At 48.7% G+C, this 19,353-nt stretch carries 14 protein-coding genes; 10 read left to right on the top strand and 4 right to left on the bottom strand.

What is annotated here, in order from left to right; translation table 11 throughout:
• The first annotated feature begins 111 nt into the window (after positions 1-111).
• From PHH49_06490 to PHH49_06480, 3 genes are all read left to right on the top strand, one after another.
• Complete coding sequence (locus tag PHH49_06490; protein ID MDD5488589.1) at positions 112-2,328, top strand: hypothetical protein; 2,217 nt, start codon at positions 112-114, stop codon at positions 2,326-2,328.
• Between the two features lie 114 nt (positions 2,329-2,442).
• Complete coding sequence (locus tag PHH49_06485; protein ID MDD5488588.1) at positions 2,443-2,748, top strand: hypothetical protein; 306 nt, start codon at positions 2,443-2,445, stop codon at positions 2,746-2,748.
• Positions 2,749-2,757: 9 nt separating this feature from the next.
• Positions 2,758-3,402, top strand: a complete 645-nt coding sequence (locus PHH49_06480) for a tetratricopeptide repeat protein (protein MDD5488587.1) — start codon at positions 2,758-2,760, stop codon at positions 3,400-3,402.
• Between the two features lie 255 nt (positions 3,403-3,657).
• Here PHH49_06480 and PHH49_06475 read toward each other — a convergent pair whose 3' ends face one another.
• The gene (locus PHH49_06475; GenBank protein ID MDD5488586.1) at positions 3,658-4,113 is read right to left on the bottom strand and encodes a transposase; all 456 of its coding nucleotides are present in this window, start codon (positions 4,111-4,113) and stop codon (positions 3,658-3,660) included.
• 316 nt (positions 4,114-4,429) lie between these two features.
• Here PHH49_06475 and PHH49_06470 point away from each other — a divergent pair, with 316 nt between their 5' ends.
• Positions 4,430-5,260, top strand: a complete 831-nt coding sequence (locus PHH49_06470; GenBank protein MDD5488585.1) for a hypothetical protein — start codon at positions 4,430-4,432, stop codon at positions 5,258-5,260.
• Positions 5,261-5,323: 63 nt separating this feature from the next.
• On the opposite strand, the gene PHH49_06465 is transcribed toward PHH49_06470, so the two are convergent.
• Entirely contained in the window at positions 5,324-6,682 is a 1,359-nt protein-coding gene (locus PHH49_06465) for an ATP-binding protein (GenBank protein MDD5488584.1), read from the bottom strand.
• A 184-nt stretch (positions 6,683-6,866) separates the two neighbouring features.
• On the opposite strand from PHH49_06465, the gene PHH49_06460 reads away from it, so the two are divergent.
• Complete coding sequence (locus PHH49_06460; protein ID MDD5488583.1) at positions 6,867-7,325, top strand: superoxide dismutase [Ni]; 459 nt, start codon at positions 6,867-6,869, stop codon at positions 7,323-7,325.
• Positions 7,326-7,359: 34 nt separating this feature from the next.
• On the opposite strand, the gene PHH49_06455 is transcribed toward PHH49_06460, so the two are convergent.
• Complete coding sequence (locus PHH49_06455) at positions 7,360-13,827, bottom strand: HEAT repeat domain-containing protein (protein ID MDD5488582.1); 6,468 nt, start codon at positions 13,825-13,827, stop codon at positions 7,360-7,362.
• Positions 13,828-14,131: 304 nt separating this feature from the next.
• Between PHH49_06455 and PHH49_06450 the strand changes: the two genes are divergently transcribed.
• The 3 genes from PHH49_06450 to PHH49_06440 are packed head-to-tail and all read left to right on the top strand — an operon-like array spanning position 14,132 to position 16,317.
• Positions 14,132-15,658, top strand: coding sequence for a phosphotransferase (locus PHH49_06450; GenBank protein MDD5488581.1), 1,527 nt, complete (start codon positions 14,132-14,134; stop codon positions 15,656-15,658).
• Positions 15,655-15,957 (top strand): hypothetical protein, encoded by a 303-nt coding sequence (locus PHH49_06445; GenBank protein MDD5488580.1) that lies wholly within the window; start codon positions 15,655-15,657, stop codon positions 15,955-15,957. The genes PHH49_06450 and PHH49_06445 overlap by 4 nt, the downstream gene beginning before the upstream one ends.
• Positions 15,958-15,996: 39 nt before the next feature.
• Positions 15,997-16,317: an exosortase system-associated protein, TIGR04073 family gene (locus PHH49_06440; GenBank protein MDD5488579.1), complete on the top strand. Its 321-nt coding sequence runs from the start codon at positions 15,997-15,999 to the stop codon at positions 16,315-16,317.
• A 54-nt stretch (positions 16,318-16,371) separates the two neighbouring features.
• Here PHH49_06440 and PHH49_06435 read toward each other — a convergent pair whose 3' ends face one another.
• Positions 16,372-17,598, bottom strand: a complete 1,227-nt coding sequence (locus PHH49_06435; protein ID MDD5488578.1) for a TIGR04013 family B12-binding domain/radical SAM domain-containing protein — start codon at positions 17,596-17,598, stop codon at positions 16,372-16,374.
• 209 nt (positions 17,599-17,807) lie between these two features.
• On the opposite strand from PHH49_06435, the gene PHH49_06430 reads away from it, so the two are divergent.
• Together PHH49_06430 and PHH49_06425 are read left to right on the top strand one after the other, a co-directional pair.
• Positions 17,808-18,470, top strand: coding sequence for a retropepsin-like aspartic protease (locus tag PHH49_06430; protein ID MDD5488577.1), 663 nt, complete (start codon positions 17,808-17,810; stop codon positions 18,468-18,470).
• A gap of 16 nt (positions 18,471-18,486) precedes the next feature.
• The coding region (locus tag PHH49_06425) for a hypothetical protein (protein ID MDD5488576.1) at positions 18,487-19,353 on the top strand (867 nt) is incomplete at its 3' end.

Here is a 19,353-nt window from a genome sequence, read left to right as displayed (position 1 = left end):
TATTGAGGAAATATCTGAGCTTGTCGGAGTTAAAATTAACATGCGTTCAAGGGGGCGTCCAAGAATACACAAAAAATAGGATGTGTCCCTGTTTTTCTAAATATACTTTCGATGACCACGAGTGTGATCACGGGGGCTTCTCTCGATCCGGACATAACGGTAGGGCAAGCGCTGGAGAAGATCGCCCCGGATATTACGCGTGAACTGGCGTATTACGGAGTTACTTATGCCGGCGAAGCTATGGGAATAGACCCCCGCATATCCAATATAGCGGGGATAATGATACGTTCAAGCCTTCAAGCCGGCCTTGGTACGTTCGGATCAGGTGGCGGAAGTCCGGGAGCATGGCTCGACGGAGCGCTTCAAGGCGCGGTAGACGGCATAAGTAAAATAGGTATAAATTATCTCTTCGATGAATTAGACCTCCCTCCGATAGTAGAACAAATGGGAGCCCAGCTCTTGGGTGGCATTGCCAACTCATTAGTTCCCGGCATCTCAAGCACAATATTCCACGTTGTTAATTCTTTTACAGGCCATGCCTTGGCTGTTCCGGATAAACCGTACAAATATGACCCGAAATACTGGTCGACCGACGGTCAAACCTTCAATGAGAACGCGTATGTAAACGATATGGCGAATTGGTCATGGCAGAACACCGGCTATCAGCAGATGTCAGAAGATCTAACACAAGCTATAAGAGACCGGAATATGCAGGAAGCTATAGATCTCTACGGAGGTAGTTTGTTCGACGGCGAAATGTTAGACGCTATAGATACTCACGGTTTAACCGCCGGAACATATTTACAGAATCAAATAAACTCACAAAATTACACGTTTGTGGAATATACGGACGGCGTTCAATTGGCAAAAGTCGATATAAACGATAACACGGGCTCAAACTTCGGTTCGGCATATTTCGCATATGACGATCAAACGGGCCTCTGGAACGACCTATACGGCTACGAATACGGCGACTTCATGGCCATGGGCGATCTCTTTGTAAGTCCCTACAATGATTTGCGGTACTTTAACGGAAAAATAATTGAAACCGTAGACGGCTACATAATCGAACAAATGTTTACGAACGGTATGCAGGACTACATCCAGTTCAAGGATCTGTATGGTGAAGTTGTATTGGGAATAACGCCTGCGATTGAAGGTGGCAGTATTTATATGCTCAGTGACGGAAGCTTAATTGATGGATCAATAACTTATGCAGATGGCAACTTTAGATTTTCAAATGGAGAACTGGTATATACAGAAACAGATGGTGTCCAATTCGATTTCCTTACAGGTGATGTTAATCTTACAGGGTTAGAGGGGCAAGATATAGACATTGAGACTCAGGGTTGGGATGTCATGGATAAGGTAATGACATCTTATGACGAGTTAACTTCTATATTAGGAACATCTGTAGCATATGCAGATTCAAATCGTTTGGAAAGTGAAGATGTGCCGCAGGGCGAGTATGCAATAAGATTTTATGCTGCTAGGCCAGATGATTTTTCATATGGGAGTGATGGGAAGATTAATACATCAGCTCAAATAGATCCATATGGGCATACTATGGTTGGCTTCTGGGATCCTAATGGAACTGTGATAAAGAGTGATTTGGCGCAAGAAATCATTACAGGAGGAGTAGTAATAAAAGATGCTGGATCTGCTGAAATTGAAGCAAATGCTATTTGGGATAGCTTGTTGGCAAATGACTATATTGATCAAACGGGTGTGCTTACAGATACGTTTAGGAACATGTCGACCTCAATAGAGTTTTCTATTGGAGAAGATTTTGCAGGTAGGCGAGATGAAATTTTTACAAATTTAAAAGGAATTGAGAATGGAAGGGAAATAATGATTGGATTATATCCTCATCAGCTGGATTTAATGCATGGTGATTTAACCGAGTTGGTTAGAACACATCAGTCGCAAATCCGTAATGATGGTTCATTTAACCATCATTATCATGAATCAACCTGTTGGTATGGTATTTCGGTAGATGAATTCAAAGATCAGTTAGCTGGTCTGTATGATCCAACATATCAAAGAGATAATTATTATACCTTGGGGGCGAATAACTGCACAGATCTTGCTTTGAATGTTGCGGAAGAATTAGGGATTTGGTTGCCATATGCTGATAGGCCTTTTTCAAATCCACAGGATTTTGCAGATGCTCTTTTAGAATATGAAATTACTGAAGTTCTGGGGTATAGTAATTTCAAAATATTGGAAGAAATATATTTGCCTGATGGGCATAGAAGTGTTAGGATTGAAGACTCAAGTGGTGATATAATAGAAATTAGCTTATTAAATACGCGATCTAGGTTATAGTTTGCAAGCAAGCATAAGCGTTAATGTCCAAAATATGGAGGATTTCTAATGAAAAAAACTTATTTGTCTTTGACAGTTTTTGTTATAATTGTTAGTGTCTTATTAGGAGGGTGTTTGAAGAAGGGACCATATCCAGAAGGATATAGTAAGTTTTCGAAAGATAACAATATATCTCAAGAAGAGGCGATAAAGTTAGCTGAACCTTATCTTGATCTTTCTTTTTCGTTAAGGAAAAAAAGTAGAGATTCCAGATATAATTCAGCTGGAGATGATATGGCACAGATTTGGACTTTTTTGAGAGGAGATTACTACTATATAACGAAAGATAATTACTACTATAAGACGGAAGATGCATATTTTCAATATGCAGTAAAAGTACACAAAGACACAGGAGAAGTTATCCCTCCCGGTGATAAGTAGGATTAAGTTATGAGATTAAAATTGTTATGTATTGGTATCCTTTTTGTTCTTAGCCTGAATCAAATGGGTTTATCTTTAAGTGATACTGAAGAAAGTAAATTATACTTTGAAGCTATAGTGAATTTAAAATCAATAGAAAAGTATTTTTTAGGAGAGCCAATATATCTAAGTAAGGATGAAAGATTTAAATCAAATGTGAGAGATAAACTGGGAAAGATAATTGAGTACATCGAACAGTATTATCAAACTGATTCAGATAATCCAGAGGTGTTATTTTACTTAGGCAAATGCTATAGCTATGCGCACGATTTAGATATTAAAGGATCATGGCGGAATTCAGTAAAATATTTAAATAAGCTGATAAAAATCCAACCTGATAATGTTATGGCAAGAATGATTCAAGCTAAGAATTATATGGATTCACAAAATTTTGAAAAAGCCCTAAAAGAATATGAGTATGCAAATAAATTGCATCCAAATGGTCAAGCATTAAAATTTATAGCTGTAGCCAAAATATACCTAAAAAGGGAAGAGGAGGCCAAAGAAGATTTGAAATTATACTTGAAGTATAATCCTAATGATCGATATGCAGAAAAAATGTTATCTTCAATGGAATCGGGGCTGACAGAAGTCGTGAATCTCTGTAGCGAGTAGTACGGAAACGAGTAAACGAGTAGGGACGTTTCTCAAGTTGAACCTGGGTCGTGGGAGGAATCAAACCCAGGTCTGGTACAAAAGTAATCCCAGGTCTGTCCCCTCAATAGAGTTCGTAACGAGTAGGGACGTTTCTCAAGTTGAACCTGGGTCGTGGGAGGAATCAAACCCAGGTCTGGTACAAAAGTAATCCCAGGTCTGTCCCCTCAATAGGGTTCGGGATACTTCCTCGAACATTGTATTCTCGGTCGTCCATTAAAGGGTTATCTGGTCAAGAAGTAGGTCCTGAGATAGGCCGTTTCTGCCACAATAACTGGACCATTTGTAAGATTCGGGTTTATCGACAATATTTGCTCTAACGGGATTGTATTCTATATAGTTAACGCAGTTATACATATACGAGTTTTTAGTAATAATATAGCTCTTATACCTTCCCTGCCATAAATGACCGCATTTGTTGTATTTATAGTTATAGTACTGGGTATAGGACATATTTACACCTTGCATGAGCTTGGTAAGTGCCTTAATGTCGGGAGGATCTAACAGTATGTGGTAATGATTTCCCATGATACAATAAGAATAGATTTTGACTTTGAAAGCGAGTTTATATTTTCTTATAATAGATAAAAGTTTTTCAAGATCGTCGTCATGGGGAAAAATAAATTGTTTTTGATTTCCTCTTGAGACGATATGGTAACATGCATTTTCCATATAGATTCTTGATGTACGCACCATGATATCACCCTATATATAGAGACAATACTTAAAGTGAAAGTGCTGCAAAAATATATGATAGGGACATACCTGGGATTAAAATGGGGACAGACCGGAGATTGGGAGTTTTTACGACCGGGGATTGATTCGAGAAACGTCCCTAATTATTTAACATTCCATTCTGACACCGGCCTTGTCTTATTATAAATGCAAAAAAAGATTGAAATTTTATCAAAACTGTGGTTAAGTATACGTAGATGGTAAGGCGGAAAGTTACTTATTCACTGTGGAGAAAAGTAAAGGGGGGAGTGCCGTGGGGAAAAAGTCGATAGTTTTGGGGATAGCATGTATCGTCCTGGTATTTGCTATGCAAGCCACCGCATGGGCGGTGGCCTGGAAAGTGGATGTTGAGAGTTACAGCGGGTATGTTACCTATAAGGAAAGTGAAGACCTTTCCGGGACCCAGCTGGACTCGAACTGGTCGGCGTACCTCAACAGGACAGGACTTGCCTTGAAAGAGTACGACCATGAGTCCTGGGAAGGGGAAATGCGGGTCGGATTCTCATTTACCAGCGAGGATTCCGAGACATGGGATGTAGGCGGTGCCAGATATCAGACCAACGATATGAAATATTGGGCGCTGGATTCCGGGTTCCTGCTGGGATGGGCGGTACCGCTCGATATGGGCTCGTCATCCGAACCTAACATGTATCTCACCCCGCTTATTGGATACAATTATAAATTCATGCGGTTCACCCGCACAAATTTTAACATATTGAATACGATAACCATCACCGATACGGTGGACGAGGATTTTTATATCCACGCGCTGGAGCTGGGTGGTAAATTTGACTTCATGGTGAACGAAAAACTGGCTCTTTTCGTTAAACCCATATGGGGTATCGTGCTTTATGATTACGCGCATAACAGTATAGGCGGCGGGATAGAAGGCAAAGAAGGTTCTTATTATATAAACCTGGATACAGGCGTAGAGTACAGTATAGACGAGAACTGGGTCGTGGGGCTTCTTTTCAGGGCCGAATGGCAGAGGCTGAAAGGCGGCAACAGGGATAATGAGGTGTTCTGGCCGGATAATTCCCTGGATGCCTATGGTGGTGAGGTGAACGTAGCTTATAGATTCTGATCCTTTTCTTACGGGGCCCGCATGAACACCTGCGGGCCTCTCTACATTTTAGGGGGGGGCTGGTCACTGTTGTATCGGTAATTTTACGGTGAAGGTGGTGCCTTTGCCGACCTCTGAGCGGACCAGCAGGTCGCCGCCGATCTGGTGGATTATGTCTTTGGATATGCTGAGGCCCAGACCTGTCCCGATACCGGATGCTTTGGTGGTGAAGAATGGGTCGAATATCTTGCCTATGATATCCCGCGGTATGCCGGAACCCGTGTCGGAAATATCTATACATGAATATCCGCCATCAGGGTATATCTTTATCGAGATGATCCCCTTTTTTTCGATGGCCTGGGCCGCGTTGACCATTAAGTTCACGAGGACCTGCCCGAGTTTCTGCGGGTCGCAATTCACGCAGGGGGTGTTAAGGTATTCCCTGGAGATCTCCACTTTGTTCTTGATCTCATGAGATACGATCTTCAGGACATTCTCAATGACATCCTGCACGCAGACCGTCTCGGGAGCGTTGCCGGAACTATGTGTGAACGTCTTGAGGTCGGAGATGAGGTCCTTAATGCGGCTGATACCGTCCTTGCTCTCTTTTATGAGGTCGCCAATGTCCTTTGAGACGAAATCCATGTCTATTTCCTTCTCTATCGAGGCTATCCTCTCACTTATCTCCTTGGTGCTCTTCGTGTCTTTTCGGTCTATCGCCCTTCTCAGGGCATCCGTCGCTTCGATAAGCCTGGCGTAATTGTCCATATATTTAGTGAATGTATTGAGATTGCTGCCCACAAAACCTATCGGGTTATTGATCTCATGGGCTATGCCGGCGGCAAGCTGGCCGATAGAGGCCAGCTTGCCGGATTTGAGCAACTGGACCTGGAATTTGCCTATCTGTTCCTCCATGAGATGGTTATTAATGACCAGGGCAAGGACATCGGTCACGGCGGTAAGGAAATCGACCTCATCATTATTTTTTATGTGGGCCTTTTTGACGTAAAGATTCAGTACCCCCAGGAGTTTGTCCTCCAACAGTATCGGGACGCAATAGTGGCCGTGTTGAGGCATGCCTTCATATCTCGTTGTGTGCTGTTCGTCGACGTGGCTGGTATAGACCAGTTTGCGTGTGGCCGCGGCATGGCCGCAAAGGCATTGTCCGAAAGGAACATTAGCACAGGATGTGAGGAGGTGTTCCGCGAGCCCTTTCTGGGCTTTCATGACCAAAGTGTCCGAACCGTCCTCCACCAGGAAAATAGCGCCTTTTTGTTCCCCGGGAAAAAGCGGGGCGGATGTTATGCTATCGATACAGAATTCAAGGAATTCCGGCAGGGCAGTAGTGCCAATGGAGTACTGCAGTAATTTATTTAGGACCTTATGGGTTTCCGCTACCCGTCGCAATTCTTCTAATTCTTTTTCGTATTCAGCGCTATTCATTTTTCCCTTTGTTTTTGTCGCGCGCCCCATGTCCGTGGCGAGGGATCGCTATAAAACTATTATGCCAGAAGCGGCCTGGTAATACAAGGGAACTCGGGTATACGCGTAACACCCATTTTTTGTTAGCAACAAGCCCCTGTCTTATATATAATTGACAATGCTGGCCCTAAAAAAGGAGGTATGTATGGGAAGGATATGTTCATTTGTTGCGGCCGCGCTGGTGTTCCTGGCGGCCATGATCCCGGTAGCGGGAACGGTCCAGGCACATTGTCAAGTGCCATGTGGGATATACGACGACCATATGCGTATAGATATGATGCTGGAGGACCTCAAGACCGTCCGTAAATGTATCGAGATGATAAATAAACTCTCAGCCGCTTTACCCGTTGATTATAACCAGATAGTGCGCTGGGTGAACAATAAGGATGTCCATGCCGATAAGATAAGCGATGTTATCGCGTATTATTTCATGGCGCAGAGATTGAAGCCCGAGACGGATAGCGAATCATACACCGTTAAGCTCGAGCTTCTTCACAGGGCCATGTATTACGCGATGAAGACCAAGCAGGGCCTGGACGTGGCGAACGCGGACGAACTCGAGAAGGCGCTTAAGAAGTTCGGCGAAGAGTATTTCAACGAATAACTGCAGATAGCGGAACGGACCTTGCTGGCAGGGATCAGGCAAACTGCAAGAGGTGCATGAGGTTGCGGTTGAGTTCCTCTATGTCGCGGCTCGCGAGGCTTATGCCGGGTAGTGTTATCGTAAGGGCCCTGGCGAACTCTTCCCGGTTGTTTTCCATGTAGCGCCCCAGTTCGGTCGCGGAAGGAAGGTCGTCCGCGTCCATGCCGCTTAAGAGCGCGATGATGTTCCGCAACGCGTTCAGGTCGTTATAAAGTACGGCCCTGCCGGCGGCTACCAGCCCGTTTATAAGCACGGGAGAAGCCGCGTTCCTTTCAAATACAAGGTGTTTTTCTCTGGTGGAGAACATAAGGGTATCTTCTTTTTCCAGGAGCATCACGATGTCGGTGTTCTCGTCGGAATGCTGGTTGTGGAGATAACTCAAGGGTTTGATCTCGACGAGGTCGCGGGTAAACCCGTTGTCGTAGGCTTTCCTGGACGCTCGGTTGATATCGTATATCATGTTCTTCTGGCATCCGGGGATAAGGGAGGATGATATCAATACGCGACGGGTACGCGCAAGGTCGCGCTGGGGTAGCGTATCGACATTGTTAAGGAGCGTTACGTCGCTTTCCATAAGGCGCCCCGCGTAGTTGTTAGCCAGGGCCAGGGAAAGGGAGAAGGACTGTTCGGGTGCCGCCGGAAAAAGATTGGTGTCTGAAGGTACTATTATCATATCCGACAGGATCTTTTTCGCGAAAACCCTTATTTCGGCGCGGACCTTATCCCGGTCGACGCCTTTTTCTATAAGTTCCGCCCAATGGGCGATGTTCCTGAACAGTTGTGACGAATTGAACATGCGGCTGAATTTTTTCTCATAACCGCCGGACTTGACCATGATATCAGTGAATTTTCCGATCATTTCCGCGTTTTCGGGATTGTTAAGGACTGTCCTTTCGTAAAGGAGCACATCCGCTTCTATCTGGCGGACTTCTTCTTCCAGACGCGTAAGCCCGCGGCCCCTGTGCGCGATATGGCCGAATTCATGCATGACGCGTTCCCCGAGGACGAAAGCCGCGGCGTCATCGGTCCATATGTTCTCGAGTATGAAATCAATGAAATCCTCGTTGAACAATATTGTTTTTCCTGAACGCATGGAGTTCACGGGCAGGTCCTTGACGACCGATATGTGTATGGTATTGTCCCCGGCCAGAAGGGAGAACGTCTCATTGAACTCCTTGAGCCACGGAGCATCCGTATCCGAAAGCTTATCGCGCAGGGTGTCGAACGGATCGCCTAAAAGCGCGCTCATGAAGGAATCCTGGGACATAGATAGCGCCTTGGCCAGGAGAAGACCTTTTTTGCCGAGCTCCGTGTCCGCGGCGCGGAATTGCATGTGTTTAGGGTCATAATATACACCGCTATAATCCCGGACAGGAGGATAGAAGCGGAAAAGGTTAACACTGCCGGCATGGTCCTCATCCATTGTAAGTATGGGTTGTGGGGGCTCCGTGTCCTCTCCCGGCATGGGATATGCACCGGAAGATGTCTTGTTCAAAAGCGTCAACATTGATCTCAGGAACTGGGCGCGGGTCGAGTTGTCCCCGGATTTGTACCTGTTGAGCCATGATATATACGCCGTTATTACCGTTGAAAGGTGTTCTTTGACCAGGGTGTCATATTCGTCCGCTTCACCATCGCTTTCACGTGTTTCTAGCGCGGTATGTTTTTCTATAAGCTTTGCGAGAAGGTCTTCGGCATAAAAAGGGACTTCTCTCTCTGACGCGAGAAGCCCTTCTCCCGCGAAGCGGGCGAACACCTTGTCGAGCGGGACCGGGACCGAGGGTGATATCCCGCTCGTGTCCGACATGTTCATAAGTGCCGCATAGTGTTGCAGTGACCTTGTGAACATGCCGGTAACATATTCGAAGGGAAGGACTATACCCGCGAAATTCGGATCGTTGGATGTGATCATTGCGTTGTGGACCCTTTTTTGTCTGTCCAGGTCAGCCAGCAGCCCGAATACAGGGGATGTGTCAGGACCATCGCCAAGGGCATCTAGCATGCCGGACACGATCGAAACGGCATCTTCGTTAAGGTGGAAGGGTGGTTCGGCTACTTTTGCTGTAGTGAAGCTTATGGCGCCGAGCTCGGAAGGGGAGTTATAAAAAGCCACACATTCGGCATCTGCTATCAGGCCCTGTTCGTCGAAATACGGGACAACGATATGGACGATGGGAAGATTGAAGCCCTCATGGCGCATCTCCGCGCCCTCGGCCGCCTCTATGGAGCTTCGTATAAAGTCCAGTGTGTTGCGCCTGAAAGCGTTCAGCACAATGTCTCTTCTGGGGTTGAAGAACTGTACACCGTAAGCCTGTGACATCTGGTCTACGGAACTTATCAATTTATTCATCCGAGCGATCATGCGGGAAGAAAGCTTTCGTATGCCTTCAGCGGACGAAGGTGATTCGGACATAAGTGATGAGAGTTCTTTTGTGGTCGTGCGTATTTGCTGCAGGTCCGAGGGCCTGAAAGAAGGGTCGAGCCAGGAATCAGCCCATATGCTTATGAGCGATACCAGGGGTTTTACCTGTTTAGTCACCAGGGCGAGCCGTTGGGAGAGCAACGAGGTCTCGATGCCGCTGAGCCGTGCCTCTAGATCGGCGATACGCAGTTCGGTCTCTATTACGCGGCTCTCGAAATCGCTTTCCATTGGATTGAATTCGCCCAATGTGTCAAAGGCCTCTTCCATTTCCCGTGAGATCCCCCTTATTTCGGCTTCGTTCTCATCTAGCGTGCTGTCAGGAAAGAAGCCTCGTAACGCTTCCAGGGGAGCGAGTGTCGCGGCGGCCCTTATCCCGAGTATTTTTATCGCACGTGCCGTTTCGAGTTTCTTTTTCACGCCCGAGAGGAAAGAGTCGATGGATCCCGAGGTGAGGGGCGAAAGGTGTATGTTCGTTCCCCAGTCTATGATGTTAAGGCTGCCTTGAGGAGAGGCGCCCATGTCGGCGATGATAAGCGCGAGTATTTCCTGGCTCGCCTGCTCGATCGCGGCGTCGGGGCCACCCATGGCGCGCGCATTCTGTTTAAAGGACTCCAGTTCGGCCTTTTCTGTGTCGATCGTTTCCCTGAGGGACCGCAGGAACGCTGTCCTTGCGGGTATGTCCGCGCAGAAACGCAACACGTTATCGTCCGTTATCTCGTCAAAACATTTATAGTTGAACGCTTCCGCTAGAAGGAAGTCGTTGCGGAAATCCTCGAGCGTGTTCATATATCGATCGAGGATCTGGAAATCGTCGAGCAGCAGGGAAATGCGGAGCGCTTCTGTTTGGCCCTCGTCTATCGTGGAGAGGATGTCCTTGTATGTCTCAAGCGCCAGGGCGTACAGGTCGATGTTCTCAAGTCTTGTCGATACCTCCAGACCCAGGTCGTCGAACGCTGATATGGAAAGATATCCCTCTTCGTTGCCGGGGTCGGTGAGCGAGTTCATGCTCTCCAGCAGGTTGTCCAATATCAGGAAATCGTCTGTAAGGCGTTCAACCCTTACTTTTACGAGGTTTTCCCGTGAAGCTGAGACTTGTTTGTTCAACAGGGATATCCTTGATGCGATAATTTGCGATATGTGCTCTGACAGGGAAGAGGTCTTCTCTTCTAGCTCGTCAAGATATGAAGAGGCTTCGTAGTAATGCGATGAGAAATCCTTTAAGCTCTTTTGCCACGCTGATGGATCGGCCATCAGCTCTGCGGCTCGGGAACAGATGGCCGGCAAGTACTCTTCCAGCCATTCCAGTGAGGCCGCGGCATCGTCCGCTATCGCGCGGTTACCGTTATTGAGACGGTCGTACCATGGGTGGATATGTACATATGCGCTTCTGAGACGGGCCAATCGTACCATAAGGGAGGTTTTCCCGTCCGGGGCGAAGAGTTCCTCAAGTTTTTTCTGTTTAAGGGTGTTTACCGAAGCGACGATATCGGCGGCCGCGTGCCTTACGTCCGGGTCTGGATCTGACAGGGCACGGTTGATGACGGCGAAACTTTCCCTGTCGCGGGAACTGGGTGGTAAAGCCCGCAGGCATGTTATCCTTACTGACGGGGAAGATTCCGAGGTCCCGGCCATTATCGTCGATCGTGTAGAAGCGTTCCTGGTCTTGTATAATGTCGCCAGGGTTGCTGGATCGCCTTTCGCGATAGCCCTGTAAATGGTCATGAAAAGATCGTGTCCGGGTTCTTTCATGCCGGCCAGGCTTGTGTGGGCGGCGTATCTTACCAGGTAGTGCGCGTCCTTTGTGGCGGTCTCCAGGGCGGGTTTCACGTTAGGGTTCCTGGCGCCGGTATCGCCGAGGGAAACGGTCGCGAAAAGCCTGAAACGCCAGTCTTTGCTGGTCATGAAAGAGAGAAGCGTTTTCTGTGTGTCCGTGGCGCTTTCTTTTCTCAGATGCGCGAGCGTCTCCGTATCGATGGCGGATAAGATGTCGTCCCCGGCCTCGACGGGAGCGGGGGCTTCCCTGGGGGCCGGTCTGTCCTTTGTTATGGTGATGTCGAGGAATGCGGCTACGTTTCTTATTTTATGTTTCAATACATTGTCTTTTTCCTCGCGGAACCGCAAGGGAAGAAGCTCAATGATCCTGCCTAGTGTTCGGTCCGGGGTGTCCAGTCCCCTCATTATGTTGAGCGCGGCCAGCCCGACATCGTCCAGTCCGGCAGCTTCTACGATATATGCCACGGTAGCATCCGCTATGGACGCCATCATTTGTTCGGTCCCTTCCGGGGTATCACAAAGGTCCGGGATATCCCGCTCAAGGGATAACGCTATCGCGCGTCGCATATCGGCTAAGGCGTCCGTGTCGTCCGAAAAGGGCGTAGTGCGGTCCCATAGGAATGCCCTTGCCCGTGTGTACGCTTTTCGATGAGCTTTGACCCATAGTTTGAGCTTTGAAACGTCTTTTTTGTGGCGGTGTATGGCGCTGGTAGCCTGGGCACGTAAAGCGGAAATATTATTCAATGTCCAACCGTCCAGGGCGTCGGATATATGTGATATGTCTTCGGGGTCGGGAAAGGACATGTTGCCAGAGGTTATTTCCTGCCAGCAGAAAGACATCGTGGGATAGGCCTGTTCTACTCCTTCGCTCAGCATGTTCGCGGCGTGTTCCAACTGGCGTTCGTCCACATCGGTGTGGGTGGCCTGTATGGTATCAGCCGTAACGACCGCTCTGGTAAGCCATCCGGCACTTTTATCCAGGTTCGAGAATATCCTCAGTACGAGGGACCGCGCGTCCCCGGATTTGACGGCAGTCCCGGCGAATTTATGGCGTGAAGAAAGGTCCAGTTTCATGAGCCGGGCGAGAAGACAGTATCCCATGCCTTTTACCGACATAACGCGTGGATAGCCCATAATTTCCATGGTTGGTAGAAGCGCGTCGAGTTGACTTAAAAGTTCTTCGGCGTGGGAAAGGTTGCCGTAAAAGTTCGATCGGTCATGAGTCATGTGGCGTATGATCGCGAACGCTTCATTGAAATGATCATAAGCCAGGTGGGACTTGATTATGCGTTTTTGTTTTGGGGACAGCGAAGGGACCCTCATCAGGGACGCGAATTCCGTCCTGGCCGCCTGTTTGTTCTTTGAGTGGTAGAGGGACCATATCCAGGCCTCATGGTAAGTGAAATCGTCAGGCCTTATTTGATGGGCCAGCCGGTAGAATAACTCACTTTTCCTGTCCGCTTCTTTTTTTACAACGGGATTACTTCGCATGGAATAGAAAACCCTGCCGATCGCGAAACACAGAGAGGAGATATCGTTGCCCAGGTCGGGACGGTTATCCATGACAGCCGCCAGCATGCTTTCAAGTGTTATGTCATGGCCCGTCCAGGACATGAACGGTTCCTGATCATGCGCGTGTTGTGATGCTTTTCTGAGGTACGCGTTCGCTCCGGGTATATCCCGGAACAGTCCCGTATGTCCGGCGGCTGTAAGAAGATCAAGCAGGGAAGCGGAAAGGATCGGCAGGTCGGTCTGGTCGACCGAGATGGATTGCCTTCCGCGATATTTGGAGGCGATACGCTTAGCCCTGGGATCTATCTCAAGCGTGGAAGATGCCGGAAAAGTGTCTACGTCCAGATGGGCCGCGGATACGATAATATCGCCGGAAGATATCGATACTGAAGCCTTGAAAAATTCCCCGTTCACTGTAAGGAATATGGTGTAAAGTCCCTCATTGAAAGGTTGTATCTTAAGTACTTGGATACGCCTGGTCTCTCCGGGCGTGGCGGAATAAAGCGTTTGTGTCGATAATGCCGCGTTAAGTTCTTCCTCACTGGAAGTTCCGGAACTTCTCAGGGCGGGAAGGACGCGGCTCACGACATAAGTTTTTATGACGTTCTCATTCTCGGCTTTTTCGGATAACGGGGAAGTGAGGGGTTGTACGCTGAGGCCATAAGCGCTACCGGTCAGACCCGATAGTTGCCCAAGGGTAAAAAGCATTATGAATAAAGAAGTTATTATTTTACTTCGCAATATGTGTTTCCCCATATGCTCCAGAATATAACTTTATTAAATTTTACTTATTGTTCATTATACACGATCACGTCCAGAAGACAACAAACTTTTTTAAATTTAACAAATCAAGCATTTGATAAATCTCTGGACAGGTTTAAGCTAGGAGTGAACGGTTCAGGAAAACCAGTCCCTCGTTTTTAAGGAGACAGGTACATCAGCGGGGGCATAACTCTGAGCTGTACCAGTCCCCATATTTTTACTTTCATAAAAAATGCTGGGGCTGGTACCCGGGACAAAAAGGCTATGGCGGGGTGAGGCACTGTGATATAATTTCACCATGCTTTTAGAGTTACACGCTCATACGTCAAAACATTCCGCCTGCAGTAATGTAGACCCCGTAGCCCTGGTCAAGAAGATAGTAGCCAAAGGTATCCAGGGGCTCGTTCTGACGGACCACTGTTATCTGTGGAGCCCGCAGGAGATCGAGGAGCTCCGGAAGCTCGCGGAAGTGGACAGTAGTTTTCTTATTTTCCCGGGGCAGGAGGCCGAAACCGATATCGGCCATGTACTGGTCTTTGGCGCGGATCGGAGCCTTACAGGGACCATCAGTATAGACGACCTGAAACGGGAATATCCGGAAGCCGCTTTAGTCTGGGCTCATCCTTTTCGTTCAGGAAAGATGCCCGCGGAAGACAGGATATTGGACCCCAGGATAGACGCGCTGGAGATCTTCAGCAACAATCATAGCATAGAAGAGAACTATCGAGGCCTCTTGCACTGGCACCGGTACAAGTTCACGGCTACGTCCGGCTCGGACACGCATGATATCAGTGTAGCGGGTAAATTGCCCACACAGTTCGACCATCCCGTAAAGAACGCTAATGAACTCGCGCTTGAGATAAAAGGAGGCCGTTGCAGGCCATTCTTCAAGGAGATACCACGTGCCGGAAGCAATATAGTGGTCACGGAGATAACCCTTGGAACAAAAGGTGACGATGAGGTGCGTGACAGGATAATCGTAAAGAAAGTGAGGGAAAGTAAAAAATGGAGGAAAATGCGGCGTTCCGCGGACTTTACGGAAAAGCTGCGCGCCGGGGCTTTTGGCGGTCCGGTCTACAGGGTGCCCAGGATGATGAGCGTGAACGAGGAGGACATGTCCCTCATGGAAGAAGGGCAGCGTGGTAAGAGGCTTTTTGACCTTATGGGCAGCGTAAGTCCGTCGATAGCGTCCGAATATGTGAAACTTGCGGCGAAGTGGCTTGCCAGGTTCCATGACGCCGGGATATTCATCGATGAGATTAATGAGACCGTTGAGAAAGAGAGTAACCGATTCGAACGGTATGGCAGGATATTCAACGATACGCATAGTCCTTATCTTAAAGAGATGGAATCTCTGATCGCCTGGGTAGCGGCGGAGGAGGAGCGTATGCTGCTTGGCGGCAAGGATGGGCTTGTACAGAACCACGGTGATTTCCATCCCAAGAACATCATAATCGGTCAGGACCTGACGCATGATATTGGCACACTTTTTATCTCGGTAATAGATTTTGACAGTTCCATCCTGATGCCCAGGGCGTTCGACGTGGGGTATTTCATAGCACAATTGAGGAACCAGGTCAGTGGGTATCCTGAGCTTTTGAGCAAGTATGAGTCGGATTTCCTGAACAGCTACATCAGGTCCGCCGCGAATAACACGCCGGAATTCATGGCCGAGGTCGCGTTCTTCACTGTCCGGGCCAATCTCAGCATCGCGTCTTTCCTGGTCAAGGTAGGCAAGGGGGAAAGCCCGGAGATGCATAAGATAGTGAAAAGGTCCCTGGAGCTTAAGGCAGCCGCAGGTGGTATAGAAGGAAATACACGATGAGGGCTGTCCGGATATTAGCTACGTTGGTCATTTTATTCGTATTGCCGGTCCGGGCCTTCCCGGCGGACCTCAGTGCCGACGGGTATGATTGGAAAAAATACGACAAGAAAGAAAAACTGGCGCTGGTGAGGAGTGTCTGCAGGTCCCTGGATATAGACAGGAAATCGTTCTCGCCCGAGGAAGGTGTCTCCGCCCTGGACCACCTTTATTCCGCGGGCGCGGGCAGGAAGGTCTTGAAACGGAAATGCAGTGACATTATATTCGATATATTGCGCGGTCGAGATAAGCCCGGAGAGTAGGGTTTTGTATAAGGATGATAACCTTGGGGGAGGAGGAGAATGAAAAAAACTGTATACACGATAGTGATCGTGGCTGTTGTTCTCATGGGATGTCCGGTGGCGCACGCTGAGGATAATCCGGTGACCAAACTTGGCAGGGGACTTATGAACGTTACGACCGCGGTGTTCGAACTGCCAAAACACGTGGTTGATACAAGTAAGGAGGACGGGATAGCGACCGGCGCCGCAAAGGGCACGTTCGACGGTATCGCGGCTCTTCTTTTGAGGGGACTTGTCGGGGTGTATGAAGTGGCGACATTTCCCGTGGCTGTCCCCGAAGGTTATGCCCCGGTAATAGATTCTCAGGTTTTCGGGGAATGAATATGTATAGCGCGCGTCCTTATCTCGAGGGCGCGCGCTATACCCGTAAAAGCCCTAGACCCCGCAGAATTTCGCCTGCTCGAAAAAATCACCCATAGCATGCCCGTTCTTCATGAGGTCGAACACCGCGTTCTTTATGCTGTTCTCGATAGTTTCCGGCGGCATTTTTCCCATGGGTGTGCCGGGTAACGGGATGAAGTAATGCAGGTTCACGCGTATACGGTATTTTTTTACCAGGGAACGTATGAGTTCCAGCGTCTTGCCCCGGTCCTTAAAGCTTTCTCCCGGGGTGCCTAATATGAAATCAACTACCGGAAGGAAAGAGGATCTCCTCAGGATGTGTACGGACCGGAGGATATCATCCACTGTGTGGTCCCTGCGCATGAGTTCCAGTACCCGGTCACTCCCGCTCTGCCCTCCGAGCGCTATTTTGCTGTTCGTGACATATTCTTTCAAGAGGTCCGCCGCTTCCGGGTGGGACGCCAGCCGTTTCGGAGAGACTTCCGATGGAAAGATCCCGAGGTTTATCCTGAGCCCGGTGGACCTTACCGCTTCAAGCATTCCCGAAAGGAGATCAAGCCGGATGTCGTTCTTGCGAGTGGAGCCGTATGACAGCGCGTCCGGGGTGATGAAGCTTATCCTGTCGCGCCCGGCTTTCACCATAAGCGACGCGTATTTGACGATATAGTCCATGTCGCGTTCTTTAATGCCGTTCGTGATCCGGGGTGTCTGGCAAAAACCACATGTCCCGTGACAGCCTCGCCGGATCTCGATCGGAGTGAAAAAGGCCATTTTGTAGGCAAAGGGCGGGTATGAGTTGAAGTCCTTGAGGGGAAGGGCGTTAATGATCCCTTTTTGCGGGATGTGTCCCGTTCTGGTGATATTCTCCAGGAACCCGAGGAAGGACTCCTCGGCTTCTCCCCTGAAGACAAAGTCGGCTCCCGCTTCGAGCAATGTCCCGGGTAAAGCGGTAGCGTGAGGTCCTCCACAGATGACGATGAGCCGGGGAAGATCCTTCTTGATCGTGGAGATCTCTTTCTTGACCATGGCTGCCCGGTTGGAACAGAAAGAGTATGCCAGGATCGTTATGCCGGTGTCCGCGGACGCGTATTCGCGGATGTCCTTGAGGGTTTCGGCCGAAAGTATGGAGACCGTGCTTGACGGGAACGCGTCCTGTATCACGCCGATGAGATAGGATATGGTGTACCTGTTCTGGCCTGACCATCTGAACAGGACCCTGATCTTCCGTCCCGTTCGGTTCTTTGCCGGTATGATTTTCATGCGAGTCCAGCCCCGAAATAAAGACATTCATAATACTTTCTTACCGGTGATTATATGATATACTACATAAAAAAAGAAAGGATATTGTTATCGGTACCGGCAGATCCGACTTTAACTGGCGAGCTGTTATATTCATTTCAGGACTTATCCTGGCACTCATCTATAGGTTCCAGATAGAGATACAACAGTTCTTCCTGGAGGCCAGGGATGTGGTCGTTGAGGCTTATAACAAGGCCAAAGGTGAGGATAAAGGCGATCTCGAGAGCAAGGAGATAGTCCTGATAAACCTGAAGAACGGTATGAACCTGAAGGGCGTGATACTATCCCGCAACGGTAAAGAACTTACCGTGGATATCGGCGGAGGTAGTGTTGGGGTGCCGGTCCGGGACGTGGTGAACATAGAAGCCCTTGCGGGGGAAGCCAGGACAAAAGTACTGGATGAAATGACCGGGTCTTTGGAAAAGGACAAGAAGGGCGTGCGGAGAACGGAGATCAGGTACGGCGATCCGGACAGGATAACGGTGGGGGCTCTATTGAACGGGACTTCGCGTGTCGATCTTATCCTGGATACGGGGTCGCCTTATGTGGTTCTTACGCCAGCCACCGCGCAAAGGGTGCTCAATATAGATAAGGCGATATCAAAGGCCGTCAAGATGGGGTGGACTGACGGAAGTGTTACTCAGGGTCGTATGGTGCTCCTGGATTCTGTCGTAGTAGGTGGAATAGAAGCCAACAACGTAAAAGCGGTCATATCCGAAGTGTCGGTCCTGGATCCTGGGACCGAGGGTCTTTTGGGGATGTCGTTCCTGAATAACTTCCACATAAAGATGGATTCCGGCAGAAAGGTAGTGATACTTGAGCGGAAAAGATAGATCGGAAAGGAGTTCAGTGAAGAAACACCTGGTATTATTCATTGCGTGTTGCACCCTGGTCTTTGTGGCCGCTGGCCCCGGAGGGTATGTCGCGGTCGCGATAGATCAGGATAACGTCCAACAAGAGAAAACCGCTGATGTACAGGACGCGGCCGTTGACGCGTACAGGCTTAAAAGAGGTGATAAGGAAAAAACGCTGAAAAGGATAGAGAGCAGGAAGGTCGCTCTGGACAGGAAAATGGAAGAGAGATTGAAAAGGCTCGAGGCCAAGAAGCTGGCCGAGGAGAAAAGGCAGAAGGCCCTGGAGAACAAGGCGAGGATAAAAGCGGAGAAAGAAGCGACGATCAGGGAAAAAGAGGAAGCTCGTGTAAAAGCCGCGGCGGAAAAGAAGGCAAATAAAGAAGCGATGCTAAAAGAAAAAGAGATCCTCAAAGAGGCCAGGCAGGCTGAAAAGGCCAGGAAAGAAGTCGAGGAACGAACGCTCGCGGCGGCGAGGAAGAAAGAGAAAGAGGACGCGAGGCTCGAACGCCAGAAGAAAAAAGAGGCGGAAAAGCTCGCCCGGAAAGAAAATAGACAAAAAGCTCTGGAAGAGAAGACCAGGATAAAAGCGGAGAAAGAAGCGGCAAGGAAAGAAAAGGAAGAAGCCCTCGTGCGCGGAAAAGCATCTAAGGCAGCAGGTGAAGGAATAAAAAAGGAGGAGTCGGGGCCCGGGTCATCCGGTAAGGCCTTGAAAGCAGCGGAAAAACAGGCGTTGGCGGCGGCGAAGAAGAAAGAGAAAGAGGACGCGCGGATCGAAAGCCAGATAAGGAAAGAGGCCGAAAGACTCGCCCGCGAAGAGAAAAAGCAGAAGGCCCTGGAGGAAAAGGCGAGGAAGAAGGCGGAA

It is taken from the genome of Candidatus Omnitrophota bacterium, assembly GCA_028715965.1.
Lineage (GTDB): Bacteria > Omnitrophota > Gorgyraeia > Tantalellales > Tantalellaceae > JAQUQS01.
Note: the sequence above shows the minus strand (reverse complement) of the source record. Positions and strands in the feature narration are given on the sequence as shown.